This is a genomic window from Pseudomonas sp. EA_65y_Pfl2_P78, from assembly GCF_963970495.1.
GTDB lineage: Bacteria > Pseudomonadota > Gammaproteobacteria > Pseudomonadales > Pseudomonadaceae > Aquipseudomonas > Aquipseudomonas baetica_A.
Genome location: NZ_CAXAON010000012.1, coordinates 43022 through 56632, shown reverse-complemented (window position 1 = coordinate 56632; position 13611 = coordinate 43022). Strand labels below are relative to the sequence as shown.

Sequence of the window (13611 nt, the reverse complement as noted above, 5' to 3'; positions counted from 1 at the left end):
ACAAATTACTTTAACTTTCGATCGCAGCTTTCAGTGCGGCTTCAAGTTATGGGTCAAAAGTAGTCGCCAGATTCTCGTTGCACCTCCTTTTATGCTCCTAAATCTCCGTTCTGTAAGGGTTTTCCTTTAATCCGCGCCTTGACGGTGTGGTGGGCGCATTCCTATAGTGTGCGCAAGTGGCGGAAAGTGGCATGAAGTGGGTTTTTTGAGCTCAAAACGATAAAAATTGGAGAAACGCAGACGTGTTTCGCGGAGCTAACGCTATCAGTCTCGACGCAAAGGGCCGTCTCGCTATGCCGAGCCGGTACCGTGACGAGCTCGAATCGCGTAGTTCCGGCCAGTTGATTGTCACGATCGATGCCGTTGATCCATGTCTGTGTGTTTACCCGCTCGATGAGTGGGAAATCATTGAAACCAAGTTGCGCGCGCTCCCTTCGCTTCGCGAAGAGAACCGTCGCCTGCAGCGTTTATTGATTGGTAATGCCGTCGACCTCGAGCTCGATGGCAGTGGTCGTTTTCTGGTTCCGCCGCGTCTGCGCGAATACGCCAAATTGGATAAGCGCGCAATGCTGGTAGGCCAACTGAACAAGTTCCAATTGTGGGACGAGGATGCATGGAACGCGGTATCTGCCGCCGACCTTGCTGCCATTCAACAACCGGGCGCGATGCCTGATGAACTGCGTGATTTGATCCTGTGACTATTGATAGCGGCTTTAACCACATCACCGTACTGCTTGACGAAGCCGTCGAGGCTCTCGCCGTACGTCCTGATGGCTGCTATCTGGACGGCACGTTCGGGCGCGGCGGGCACAGTCGGTTGATCCTCAGTCAGCTCGGGCGGGACGGTCGACTCATCGGGTTCGACAAGGATCCCCAAGCGATTGCCACCGGGCAAGCGCTAGCGGCCGAAGACGGCCGCTTTGTCGTTGTGCAGCGCAGCTTTGCCGAGCTCGGTTCAGTCGTCGCCGAACGGGGGCTGGACGGTAAGGTCAGCGGTATTCTGCTCGATCTGGGCGTGTCGTCGCCGCAACTCGACGACGCAGAACGCGGCTTCAGCTTTCTCAATGACGGCCCGCTGGACATGCGCATGGATCCGTCCCGAGGCATCAGCGCCGCCGAGTTCGTCAATACCGCACCGGTTGAAGAAATCGCCCGAGTGTTCAAGGAGTACGGCGAAGAGCGTTTCTCCGGGCGCATGGCCCGTGCCGTCGCCGAGCGTCGCGATATCAAACCGTTCGAGCGCACCGCTGATCTGGCCGAAGTGTTGAAAGTCGCCAACCCGGCATGGGAGAAGGGCAAGAACCCGGCTACCCGTGCATTCCAGGGTTTGCGCATTCACGTCAACAACGAATTGGGTGACCTGGAAGCTGGCCTCGAAGCGGCACTGCAAGCTCTGGAAGTGGGCGGCCGTCTGGTCGTGATCAGTTTTCATTCGCTCGAAGACCGTATCGTCAAGCTGTTCATGCGCAAACTGGTGAAAGGCGAAGCCGACAACCTGCCGCGCAACCTGCCGGTTCGCCACGTTGCGTTCGAACCGAAAATCAAAATCCATGGCAAAGCGCAGACGGCCTCCGACGCCGAACTCAAAGCCAACCCTCGTTCCCGTAGCGCCGTCATGCGTGTCGCGGAGAAGTTGCGGTGAGCAAGCTTTTCGCCAAGCCACTGCCTGGCGGCAGCTTTTTCATGCTGCTGCTGTTTGTCGGCGTGCTCGTGTCGGCCATCGGCGTGTCTTACAGCGCGCACTGGAACCGTCAGTTGCTCAACAACCTTTATAGCGAGCTGAGCGTGCGCGACAAGGCGCAAGCCGAATGGGGTCGTCTGATTCTCGAGCAAAGCACCTGGACCGCACACAGCCGGATCGAAGTGCTGGCCACTGAACAACTGAAAATGCACATCCCGGGCGCGGCTGACGTGCAGATGGTGGCGCCATGATGAAGCTTGAAGGCGCACTCTTTCCGTGGCGCTTCCGCCTGATGCTGGCGCTCCTCGGCGTGATGGTCGCAGCGATCTGCTGGCGCATTATCGACCTGCAAGTAGTTGACCGTGACTTCCTCAAAGGTCAGGGCGATGCCCGCAGTCTTCGTCACATTCCGATTCCTGCACACCGTGGTTTGATCACCGACCGCAACGGCGAACCTTTGGCGGTCAGTACCCCGGTGACCACCCTGTGGGCCAACCCCAAGGAAATGCAATCGGCCAAAGAGAAGTGGCCTGCATTGGCGACAGCGCTGGGGCAGGATCCGAAAGCACTGACCGAGCGCCTGGAAGCCCAGGCCAACAAAGAATTCATTTATCTGGTGCGCGGGCTGACTCCCGAGCAGGGTCAGGCTGTGCTCGACCTTAAAGTGCCGGGCGTCTATGGCATCGAAGAATTCCGGCGTTTCTATCCGGCCGGTGAAGTGACGGCGCACATGGTCGGATTCACCGACATCGATGACCACGGTCGTGAGGGTATCGAACTGGCTTATGACGAATGGCTGGCCGGGGTGCCGGGCAAACGACAGGTCATCAAGGATCGGCGCGGGCGGCTGATCAAGGATGTCCAGGTCACCAAAAACGCCAAGGCCGGTAAGCCCTTGGCGTTGTCCATTGACCTGCGTCTGCAATATCTGGCTAACCGCGAACTGCGTAACGCGATCATCGAGAACGGCGCCAAGGCCGGCAGCCTGGTGATCATGGATGTGAAGACCGGCGAGATCCTTGCCATGGTCAACCAGCCGACCTACAACCCGAACAACCGCCGCAACCTGCAGCCGGCGATGATGCGTAACCGCGCGATGATCGACGTGTTCGAGCCCGGCTCGACCATGAAAGCGATCTCGATGAGTGCTGCGATCGAATCCGGCCGGTGGAAACCGACCGACACCGTCGAGGTGTATCCGGGAACCTTGCAGATTGGTAAATACACCATCAAGGACGTCTCCCGAAGCGAAGGCCCGGTGCTGGATATGACCGGCATTCTGATCAATTCCAGTAACGTCGGCATGAGTAAGGTCGCCTTCGATATTGGTGGTGAAACCATTTACCGTCTCGCGCAGAAAGTCGGCCTGGGCCAGGACACCGGCCTCGGTTTCCCGGGGGAGCGCGTTGGCAACCTGCCTAACTACCGTGAATGGCGCAAGGCCGAAACTGCGACACTGTCCTACGGCTACGGTATTTCCGTGACCGCGATCCAGTTGGTCCACGCCTTTTCGGCGCTGGCCAACAACGGTCGTCTGGCACCGCTGACGCTGATCAAAACCGACAAGCCGCCGCAAACCACGCAAGTGCTGCCTGAAGCCGTCGCGAAAACCATGCAAGGCATGCTGCAGCAAGTGATCGAGGCGCCTCGTGGCGTGTTCCGTGCGAAGGTGCCGGCGTATCACGTGGCTGGCAAGTCGGGGACGGCGCGCAAGACATCGACGGGCACCAAGGGCTACGCCGAAAATTCCTACCGCTCGCTGTTCGCCGGTTTCGGCCCGATGAGCGACCCGCGTTACGCAATCGTTGTGGTGATCGATGAGCCGTCCAAGGCCGGTTACTTCGGTGGCCTGGTATCGGCGCCGGTGTTCAGCCGTGTGATGTCCGGCACCCTGCGTCTGATGAACGTAACCCCGGACAACCTGCCGACGACACAACAGGCCAACTCCACCCCGGTTATTCCGCTGAAAGCCAATGGAGGGCGCGGCTGATGTCTCTGAGTCTGAACAAGATATTCCCTCACGCCGGCCACGATCTGTTGATCCGTGAACTGGCGCTGGATAGCCGCAACGTGCGCGCGGGTGACCTGTTCCTCGCGGTGCCTGGCGGCAAGTTCGATGGCCGTGCGCACATTGCCGATGCGCTCGCGCGCGGCGCAGCAGCGGTGGCTTATGAGGTGGAAGGCGCCACGGTGCTGCCGATCACTGATGTTCCGCTGATCCCGGTCAAGGGTCTGGCCGCACAGTTGTCGGACATCGCCGGGCGCTTTTACGGTGAGCCAAGCCACCATCTGAAGCTGATCGGTGTGACCGGCACTAACGGCAAAACCAGCGTGACCCAATTGGTGGCGCAAGCGCTGGATCTGCTCGGACAGCATTGCGGCATCGTCGGCACGCTGGGTTCCGGCTTCTATGGCGCACTGCAAAGCGGCCTGCACACCACGCCCAATCCAATTGCCGTGCAAGCGACTTTGGGCGACCTGAAAAAGGCCGGCGCCAAAGCTGTCGCCATGGAGGTGTCGTCCCACGGTCTGGATCAGGGGCGGGTGACCGCATTGGCATTTGACGTGGCGGTGATGACCAATTTGTCCCGCGACCATCTGGACTACCACGGCACGATGCAAGCTTACGCCGAGGCCAAGGCCAAGCTGTTCGCCTGGAGCGATCTGAAGTGCCGTGTGGTCAATCTCGACGATGATTTCGGCCGGCAACTGGCGGCCGAAAAACGCGATTCGCGTCTGATTACCTACAGCCTGCTCGACAGCAGTGCCTATCTGTATTGCCGCGAAGCCCAGTTCGATGACCACGGCGTGCTCGCCACCCTGGTGACGCCGCAAGGCGAACATCATTTGCGCAGCACGTTGTTGGGGCGTTTCAACCTGAGCAATATACTGGCCGCGGTCGGTGCCTTGCTGGGGCTGGATTACGCACTGGACGAAATTCTTAAAGTACTGCCAAAACTCGAAGGCCCGGCCGGTCGCATGCAGCGTCTGGGCGGTGGCACGCAACCGTTGGTGGTGGTCGATTACGCCCATACGCCGGATGCCCTGGAAAAAGTGCTGACGGCATTGCGCCCCCACGTCAAAGGCCGGTTGCTGTGTCTGTTTGGCTGCGGCGGTGATCGTGATCGCGGCAAGCGTCCGTTGATGGCCGAAGTGGTCGAGCGTCTGGCCGATCAAGTGCTGGTCACTGACGACAACCCGCGCACCGAAGACCCGGCAGTGATTTTCGATGACATCCGCGCCGGTTTCACCGCTGTGGATAAAGTCACGTTCGTTGCCGGCCGTGGTCAGGCAATTGCCCAACTGATCGCCGGCGCTTCGGCGGATGACGTGATCGTGCTGGCGGGTAAAGGTCACGAGGACTATCAGGAAATCAACGGCGAGCGCCATGCCTTCTCTGATCTGGTCGAGGCCGATCACGCCCTGACCGCGTGGGAGGTGGCCCATGCTTAAGGCCCTCACGCTCAGCGAATTGACCAACGCGCTCGACGCACGCCTGATCAGCGCCGATGCCAGCTTCGACGGCGTCAGCATCGACAGCCGCGCGATCCAGCCCGGCCAACTGTTTATTGCCCTGACCGGCCCGCGTTTCGATGGTCATGACTATTTGAACGACGTCGCCGCCAAAGGCGCCGTTGCCGCGCTGGTCGAGCGTGAAGTCGCCGACAGCACGCTGGCGCAACTGCTGGTCAAAGACACCCGCCAGGCCTTGGGCCAGTTGGGTGCCTTGAACCGTGCCGCCTTCACTCAGCCAGTCGCTGCCATCACTGGCTCCAGCGGCAAAACCACCGTCAAGGAAATGCTCGCGAGCATCCTGCGTACTCGCGGTCCGGTATTGGCCACCCGTGGCAACCTGAACAACGACCTCGGCGCGCCACTGACCCTGCTCGAACTGGCACCGGAACACACGTCGGCCGTGATCGAACTGGGCGCTTCGCGTCTGGGTGAAATTGCTTACACCGTTGGGCTGACCAAGCCCCATGTGGCGATCTTGAACAATGCGGGCACCGCTCACGTCGGCGAATTCGGCGGGCCGGAAAAAATCGTCGAAGCCAAAGGCGAGATCATCGACGGTCTGGCAGCGGATGGCGTTGCCGTGCTCAATCTCGACGACAAGGCCTTCGGTATCTGGAAGACCCGCGCTGCCGGGCGCAAAGTGCTGACCTTCGCCCTCAGCAATTCGCAGGCTGACTTCTATGCCAGCGACTTGAGCACCGATGCGCGTGGCTGCCCGGCCTTCAATCTGCACACGCCTGAAGGTGTCGAGTACGTTCAACTGAACCTGCTCGGCACGCATAACGTCGCCAATGCCATGGCCGCCGCCGCCGCCGCACACGCCTTGGGTGTGTCGCTCTTCGGCATCGCCACCGGGCTTGGCGCGGTGCAACCGGTCAAGGGTCGCACCGTTGCGCAACTGGCGAAGAACGGCATGCGCGTGATCGATGACACTTACAACGCAAACCCCACCTCAATGTGCGCGGCCGTTGATATACTCGCCGGCTTTTCCGGCCGCACCGTCCTGGTGCTCGGAGACATCGGCGAGTTGGGCGATTGGGCGGAGCAGGGGCACCGCGACGTGGGCGAGTACGCCCGGGGCAAGGTTTGCGCGCTTTATGCCGTTGGGCCGAACATGGTCCACGCCGTAACCGCTTTCGGTGAACAGGCGCATCACTTCGGCACGCAAGCCGAACTGATCCAGGCCCTCGACGCCGAGCAGGACACAAACACCACCATTTTGATCAAGGGTTCGCGCAGTGCAGCGATGGAAAACATCGTGGCGGCTCTGTGCGGGTCCAGTCTGGAGAAACATTAATGCTGCTGCTGCTAGCGGAGTATCTGCAACAGTTCTACAAAGGCTTCGCGGTCTTCCAGTACCTGACCCTGCGCGGGATTCTCGGTGTGCTGACCGCGCTGGTTTTGTCGCTGTGCTATGGCCCGTGGATGATCCGCACTTTGCAGAACCGTCAGATCGGTCAATCCGTTCGTAACGACGGCCCGCAATCGCACCTGTCCAAGTCGGGCACACCGACCATGGGCGGCGCCTTGATTCTGTCCTCGATTGGCGTCAGCACCCTGCTGTGGGCTGACCTGAGCAATCGTTATGTCTGGACCGTGCTGCTGGTGACCCTGTTGTTCGGCGCCATCGGCTGGGTCGACGACTACCGCAAAGTCATCGAGAAAAACTCCCGTGGCCTGCCGAGCCGCTGGAAGTATTTCTGGCAGTCGGTGTTCGGCCTGGGCGCAGCGATCTTCCTTTATATGACCGCTTCCACGCCGGTGGAAACTACGCTGATCCTGCCGATGCTCAAGGATTACAGCATCCCGCTGGGCGCCGGTTTCATCGTGCTGACCTACTTTGTGATCGTCGGTTCGAGCAACGCGGTCAACCTGACTGACGGCCTCGACGGTCTGGCGATCATGCCAACCGTGATGGTCGGCGGCGGCCTCGGTATTTTCTGCTACCTGTCGGGTAACGTGAAATTCGCCGAATACCTGCTGATCCCATATGTGCCCGGCGCGGGGGAACTGATCGTGTTCTGCGGTGCGCTGATCGGTGCCGGTCTGGGCTTCCTCTGGTTCAACACCTATCCGGCGCAAGTGTTCATGGGTGACGTCGGCGCACTGGCGCTGGGCGCAGCCCTGGGCACCATCGCGGTGATCGTCCGTCAGGAAATCGTCCTGTTCATCATGGGCGGCGTGTTCGTGATGGAAACCCTGTCAGTCGTCATTCAGGTGGCGTCCTTCAAGCTGACCGGTCGCCGTGTATTCCGCATGGCACCGATACACCACCACTTTGAACTCAAAGGCTGGCCCGAGCCACGCGTGATCGTCCGTTTCTGGATCATCACCGTGATTCTCGTGCTGATCGGCCTTGCCACCCTGAAGCTGAGGTAGAACGAGTGTCTCTGATCGCTTCTGACCACTTCCGCATCGTTGTCGGCCTCGGCAAGAGCGGCATGTCCCTGGTTCGCTTCCTGGCGAGCCGGGGCACGTCGTTTGCCGTCGCCGATACGCGGGACAATCCACCGGAACTGGCCACGCTCAAGCGTGACTATCCGCACGTGGAAGTGCGTTGTGGCGAGCTGGACGTCGAATTCCTGTGCCGTGCCGACGAGCTCTACGTGAGCCCCGGCCTGGCGCTGGCGACCCCGGCCCTGCAAGCCGCTGCCGCCCGTGGCGTGAAACTGTCCGGCGACATCGAGTTGTTCGCGCGTAACGCACAGGCGCCAATCGTGGCCATCAGCGGTTCCAACGCGAAAAGCACGGTCACCACCCTGGTTGGCGAGATGGCGGCTGCGGCCGGCAAACGCGTCGCGGTGGGCGGCAACCTCGGGACGCCGGCGCTGGACTTGCTCAGCGACGACATCGAGCTGTACGTGATGGAACTGTCGAGTTTCCAGCTGGAAACCACCGACCAGCTCAACGCCGAAGTGGCGACCGTACTCAACATCAGCGAAGACCACATGGACCGCTACAGCGGTCTGCCGGCCTATCACCTGGCCAAGCACCGGATCTTCCGTGGTGCCAGGCAATTTGTGGTCAACCGTCAGGATGCACTGACGCGGCCATTGATCGGCGAGGGCCAGCCGTGCTGGACCTTCGGTCTGAGCAAACCGGATTTCAAGGCGTTCGGTATCCGGGAAGAAGACGGCGAGAAATACCTGGCCTTTGAATTCCAGAACCTGATGCCGGTGCGCGAGCTGAAAGTTCGCGGCGCACACAACCAGTCCAACGCTCTGGCGGCCCTGGCGCTCGGGCATGCGGTCGGTCTGCCGTTCGACGCCATGCTCGCAGCGCTGCGCAACTTCGCCGGCCTCGAACACCGCTGCCAGTGGGTGCGCGATCTGGACGGCGTTGCTTATTACAACGACTCCAAAGCCACCAACGTTGGCGCCGCGCTGGCGGCCATTGAGGGCTTGGGTGCGGACATCGACGGCAAGATCGTGCTGATCGCCGGTGGCGATGGCAAGGGGGCCGAATTCAACGATCTGCGTGATCCGGTCGCCGCCCACTGCCGTGCCGTGATTCTGATGGGCCGCGACAGCGACAAGATCGGCGCCGCCCTCGGCGACGCCGTTCCACTGATCCGCGTAACGTCATTGGTTGAGGCCGTCGAGCAATGCCGCGCCGCTGCCCAACCGGGCGATGTCGTGCTGCTGTCGCCAGCCTGCGCCAGTTTCGACATGTTCAAGCATTACGAAGACCGTGGTCACCAGTTCGTCCGCGCCGTGGAGGAACTGACATGAGCCTGAGAAACATCATCAAACCGTATCCGTCGCCGATCATCACCGGGCGCGGGATCGACCTCGATTTCCCGATGCTCGCCGGGTGCCTGGCGCTGCTCGGTCTCGGCCTGGTCATGATCGCGTCGGCGTCCACCGAAGTGGCCGCCGCGCAGTCGGGCAGTGCGCTGTACTACATGATTCGCCACCTGATCTATGTGGCGCTGGGCCTTGGCGCCTGCATCATCACCATGATGATTCCAATTGCCACCTGGCAACGGTTGGGCTGGCTGATGCTGCTCGGTGCGTTCGGTCTACTGGTGATGGTGATCATTCCGGGCATCGGCCGGGAAGTGAACGGTTCGATGCGCTGGATCGGTTTCAGCTTCTTCAACGTTCAGCCATCCGAAATCGCCAAAGTGTTCGTGGTGATCTACCTCGCGGGTTACCTGGTGCGGCGCCAGAAAGAAGTGCGCGAGAGCTGGATGGGCTTTTTCAAGCCGTTCATCGTGCTGCTGCCGATGGCGGGGCTGTTGCTGATGGAACCGGACTTCGGCGCCACCGTCGTGATGATGGGCGCGGCCGCGGCCATGCTGTTCCTTGGCGGAGTCGGCTTGTTCCGCTTTTCGCTGATGGTGGTGCTGGCGGTCGGGGCCGTGGTTTTGCTGATTCAGATGCAGCCGTACCGGATGGCACGTCTGACCAACTTCGCCGACCCGTGGGCCGACCAGTTCGGCGCCGGTTATCAATTGTCGCAAGCCTTGATCGCGTTCGGTCGTGGCGAATGGCTGGGCGTTGGCCTGGGCAACAGCGTGCAGAAGCAGTTCTACCTGCCGGAAGCGCACACCGACTTCGTGTTCTCCGTACTGGCTGAGGAGCTGGGCGCGGTGGGTTCGCTGTGCACCGTGGCGCTGTTCGTATTCGTGTGTATCCGTGGCATGTACATCGGTCTGTGGGCCGAGAAGGCCAAACAGTACTTCGCCGCTTACGTGGCTTACGGTCTGTCGTTCCTGTGGATTGGTCAGTTCCTGATCAACATCGGTGTGAACGTCGGCCTGCTGCCAACCAAGGGCCTGACCTTGCCGTTCCTCAGTTATGGCGGCAGTTCGTTGGTGATCTGCTGTGCCTGCCTGGGTTTGTTGTTGAGGATCGAGTGGGAGAGTCGAACCCACCTGGGCAGCGAAGAGATGGAATTCCATGAGAGCGACTTCGCCGAGGAGCCGAATCATGGGCGCTAACGTATTGATCATGGCCGGCGGAACCGGCGGCCACGTGTTCCCGGCGCTGGCCTGTGCCCGCGAGTTTCAGGCACGCGGCTACACCGTGCACTGGCTCGGCACGCCACGCGGGATCGAGAACGAACTGGTCCCGGCGTCCGGGCTGGAACTGCATCGGATCAACGCCACTGGCCTGCGCGGCAAGGGCAAGCTGTCGCTGCTCAAGGCGCCGTTCATGCTGCTCAAGTCGGTCTGGCAGGCGCGGGCGATCATTCGCAAGCTGCGTCCGGTGTGCGTGGTCGGCTTCGGTGGTTATGTGACTGGCCCCGGTGGTCTTGCCGCGAAGCTGGCCGGCGTGCCGGTGATCGTTCACGAACAAAACGCCGTGGCCGGCACCGCCAATCGGTTGCTGGTGCCGTTCGCCGCCCGGGTGTGTGAAGCCTTCCCCGACACCTTTACTCTGTCGGACACCCGCCGTACCACCGGAAACCCGGTGCGCAGCGAGCTGTTCCTCGAAACCCCGCGACCTGCTCTGGCGGGTCGCAAAGCGCGTTTGCTGATCCTGGGCGGAAGCCTTGGTGCAGAGCCGTTGAATAAATTGCTGCCTGAAGCCCTGGCCCAAGTTGCTGCCGATTTGCGCCCGGAAGTGTTTCATCAGGCCGGCAAAAACCACGATGAAGTGACTGCAGAGCGCTACCGCGCTGCCGGCGTGGATGCGCAGGTGCAGCCGTTCATCAAAGACATGGCCCAAGCCTATGGCTGGGCCGACCTGGTGGTGTGCCGCGCAGGCGCGTTGACCATCAGTGAGCTGGCTGCCGCCGGTCTGCCCTCGATGCTGGTGCCTTTGCCCCACGCGATCGACGATCACCAGACCCGCAACGCCGAATATTTGGCCCGTGAAGGCGCAGCCTTCCTGATGCCGCAAAGAACGACTGGTGCCGCGGACCTTGCCGCGCGCCTGACAGAGGTCTTGATGCAACCGCAACGACTTGAAGAAATGGCCCAAGCGGCCCGCCGTCTGGCGAAACCCGATGCCACCCGTAGTGTGGTCGATTCCTGTCTGGAGGTGTCCCATGGTTGAGAATCAGAAAGCCATGCCACAACCGGAAATGCGCCGCATCCGTCGCATCCACTTCGTCGGTATCGGCGGCGTGGGCATGTGCGGCATTGCCGAAGTGTTGTTGAACCTGGGCTATGAAGTGTCCGGTTCCGACCTGAAAGCCTCGCCGGTCACCGAGCGTCTGGAATCGTTCGGCGCCCACATTTTTATCGGCCACCGTGCCGAGAATGCCGCTGCCGCCGACGTGCTGGTGGTGTCGAGCGCCGTCAACACCTCCAACCCGGAAGTGGCGACCGCGCTGGAACGCCGCATCCCGGTGGTGCCGCGTGCCGAAATGCTCGCCGAGCTGATGCGCTACCGCCACGGCATCGCCGTGGCCGGCACCCATGGCAAAACCACCACCACCAGCCTGATCGCTTCGGTGTTCGCCGCCGGTGGCCTGGACCCGACGTTCGTCATCGGTGGTCGTCTGAATGCCGCGGGCACCAATGCCCAGCTCGGCACCAGCCGTTACCTGATCGCCGAAGCGGATGAAAGCGATGCCAGCTTCCTGCACCTGCAACCGCTGGTGGCTGTGGTCACCAACATCGACGCCGACCACATGGCGACCTACGACGGTGACTTCAACAAACTGAAGAAAACCTTCGTTGAGTTCCTGCACAACCTGCCGTTCTACGGTTTGGCGGTGATGTGCCTGGACGATCCGGTGGTGCGCGAAATTCTGCCGCAGGTCAAACGTCCGACCGTGACCTACGGCTTCAGCGAAGACGCCGACGTGCGCGCGATCAATGTGCGCCAGCAAGGCATGCAAACCTTCTTCACCGTGCTGCGTCCAGACCGTGAGCCGCTGGAAGTGTCGGTCAACATGCCGGGCAATCACAACGTGCTGAACTCGCTGGCGACCATCTGCATCGCCACCGACGAAGGCGTCAGCGATGAAGCCATCGTCCAGGGCCTGTCGGGCTTCCAGGGTGTCGGTCGACGCTTCCAGGTCTACGGCGAACTGCCCGTGGACGGCGGCAATGTGATGCTGGTCGACGACTACGGTCACCACCCGACCGAAGTCGCCGCGGTTATTAAAGCCGTACGCGGTGGCTGGCCGGAGCGCCGCCTGGTGATGGTCTATCAGCCGCACCGCTACAGCCGCACCCGTGACCTGTACGACGATTTCGTCAATGTACTGGCCGACGCCAACGTGCTGCTGCTGATGGAAGTCTATCCGGCCGGTGAAGAGCCGATCCCGGGCGCTGACAGCCGCAAGCTGTGCAACAGCATCCGCCAGCGCGGTCAGCTCGACCCGATCTACATCGAACGCGGTGTTGACCTCGCGCCGCTGGTCAAGCCGTTGCTGCGTGCCGGCGACATTCTGCTGTGCCAGGGCGCCGGCGATATCGGCGGTCTTGCACCCAAACTGTTGAAAAGTGAGTTGTTCGCTGGCGCCGTGGCGGCGTCGGTCGAGGGGAAGTTGAAATGACTGCTGCCTACGCCAAGCTGTTCTCTACTATTGCGCCGAAAGACTTCGGCCGCGTCGCCGTGCTCTTCGGTGGCTTGAGTGCCGAGCGTGAGGTTTCGCTGAAATCGGGTAATGCCGTGCTTGAGGCGCTGCAAAGCGCGGGTGTGGACGCGTTCGGGATCGACGTCGGCGAAGACTTTCTGCAGCGTCTGCTGAGCGAAAAAATCGACCGTGCCTTCATCATTCTTCACGGCCGTGGCGGTGAAGACGGCAGCATGCAGGGCTTGCTCGAATGCGCCGGCATTCCGTACACCGGCAGCGGCATTCTGGCCTCGGCACTGGCAATGGACAAACTGCGCACCAAGCAGGTCTGGCACAGCCTCGGGATTCCGACGCCGCGTCACGCCGTGCTGTGCAGCGAAGCCGATTGTATTTCTGCTGCGACGGAACTGGGCTTGCCTTTGATCGTCAAACCGGCCCATGAAGGTTCAAGTATCGGGATGGCCAAAGTGAGTTCTGCGTCCGAGTTGATCGACGCATGGAAAGCGGCCAGTACCTACGATTCGCAAGTGTTGGTTGAGCAATGGATTCAAGGTCCGGAGTTCACCATCGCCACCCTGCGTGACCAGGTGTTGCCTCCTATCGCCCTGGGTACACCGCACACGTTCTACGACTACGACGCCAAGTACATCGCCAACGATACCCAGTACCGTATTCCGTGCGGGCTGGATGCCGCCAAGGAACAGGAACTCATGGAACTCACGGCCAAGGCCTGTGAGGCGCTGGGTATTGCCGGTTGGGGCAGGGCGGACGTGATGCAGGACGCCGACGGGCAATTCTGGTTTCTGGAAGTGAACACCGCACCGGGCATGACCGATCACAGTCTGGTGCCGATGGCAGCCCGTGCTGCCGGTCTGGATTTCCAGCAACTGGTTCTGGCCATTCTGGCCGCCAGTGTTGAAGACGCTCGAGGTTAA

General features: G+C 61.2%; 12 protein-coding genes. All 12 read left to right on the top strand.

Annotation, left to right across the window (positions count from 1 at the left end):
* The first annotated feature begins 242 nt into the window (after positions 1-242).
* From mraZ to AACY02_RS12230, 12 genes are read left to right on the top strand one after another with little or no spacing between them, the layout of a single operon-like run.
* Complete coding sequence (gene mraZ / locus AACY02_RS12285; RefSeq protein WP_221731512.1) at positions 243-698, top strand: division/cell wall cluster transcriptional repressor MraZ; 456 nt, start codon at positions 243-245, stop codon at positions 696-698.
* Positions 695-1642 carry a 16S rRNA (cytosine(1402)-N(4))-methyltransferase RsmH gene (rsmH, locus tag AACY02_RS12280; RefSeq protein WP_401162420.1) on the top strand — a complete coding sequence of 316 codons (948 nt, stop codon included), beginning with the start codon at positions 695-697 and terminating at the stop codon, positions 1640-1642. Before mraZ ends, rsmH begins: the two co-directional genes overlap by 4 nt.
* Positions 1639-1932, top strand: a complete 294-nt coding sequence (ftsL, locus tag AACY02_RS12275) for a cell division protein FtsL (RefSeq protein WP_339432158.1) — start codon at positions 1639-1641, stop codon at positions 1930-1932. Before rsmH ends, ftsL begins: the two co-directional genes overlap by 4 nt.
* Complete coding sequence (locus AACY02_RS12270; RefSeq protein WP_339432215.1) at positions 1932-3671, top strand: peptidoglycan D,D-transpeptidase FtsI family protein; 1740 nt, start codon at positions 1932-1934, stop codon at positions 3669-3671. Before ftsL ends, AACY02_RS12270 begins: the two co-directional genes overlap by 1 nt.
* Positions 3671-5134 (top strand): UDP-N-acetylmuramoyl-L-alanyl-D-glutamate--2,6-diaminopimelate ligase, encoded by a 1464-nt coding sequence (locus AACY02_RS12265; RefSeq protein ID WP_339432157.1) that lies wholly within the window; start codon positions 3671-3673, stop codon positions 5132-5134. Before AACY02_RS12270 ends, AACY02_RS12265 begins: the two co-directional genes overlap by 1 nt.
* Positions 5127-6494, top strand: a complete 1368-nt coding sequence (locus AACY02_RS12260) for a UDP-N-acetylmuramoyl-tripeptide--D-alanyl-D-alanine ligase (protein WP_339432156.1) — start codon at positions 5127-5129, stop codon at positions 6492-6494. Before AACY02_RS12265 ends, AACY02_RS12260 begins: the two co-directional genes overlap by 8 nt.
* Entirely contained in the window at positions 6494-7576 is a 1083-nt protein-coding gene (mraY, locus tag AACY02_RS12255; protein ID WP_103306215.1) for a phospho-N-acetylmuramoyl-pentapeptide-transferase, read from the top strand. The genes AACY02_RS12260 and mraY overlap by 1 nt, the downstream gene beginning before the upstream one ends.
* A 5-nt stretch (positions 7577-7581) precedes the next feature.
* Entirely contained in the window at positions 7582-8928 is a 1347-nt protein-coding gene (murD, locus tag AACY02_RS12250) for a UDP-N-acetylmuramoyl-L-alanine--D-glutamate ligase (protein ID WP_339432155.1), read from the top strand.
* On the top strand, positions 8925-10142 hold the full coding sequence (gene ftsW, locus AACY02_RS12245) for a putative lipid II flippase FtsW (RefSeq protein ID WP_401162174.1): 1218 nt from the start codon (positions 8925-8927) through the stop codon (positions 10140-10142). The genes murD and ftsW overlap by 4 nt, the downstream gene beginning before the upstream one ends.
* On the top strand, positions 10132-11202 hold the full coding sequence (gene murG / locus AACY02_RS12240; protein ID WP_339432154.1) for an undecaprenyldiphospho-muramoylpentapeptide beta-N-acetylglucosaminyltransferase: 1071 nt from the start codon (positions 10132-10134) through the stop codon (positions 11200-11202). Before ftsW ends, murG begins: the two co-directional genes overlap by 11 nt.
* Positions 11195-12655 (top strand): UDP-N-acetylmuramate--L-alanine ligase, encoded by a 1461-nt coding sequence (gene murC / locus AACY02_RS12235; RefSeq protein ID WP_339432153.1) that lies wholly within the window; start codon positions 11195-11197, stop codon positions 12653-12655. Before murG ends, murC begins: the two co-directional genes overlap by 8 nt.
* Positions 12652-13611 carry a D-alanine--D-alanine ligase gene (locus AACY02_RS12230; RefSeq protein ID WP_339432152.1) on the top strand — a complete coding sequence of 320 codons (960 nt, stop codon included), beginning with the start codon at positions 12652-12654 and terminating at the stop codon, positions 13609-13611. The genes murC and AACY02_RS12230 overlap by 4 nt, the downstream gene beginning before the upstream one ends.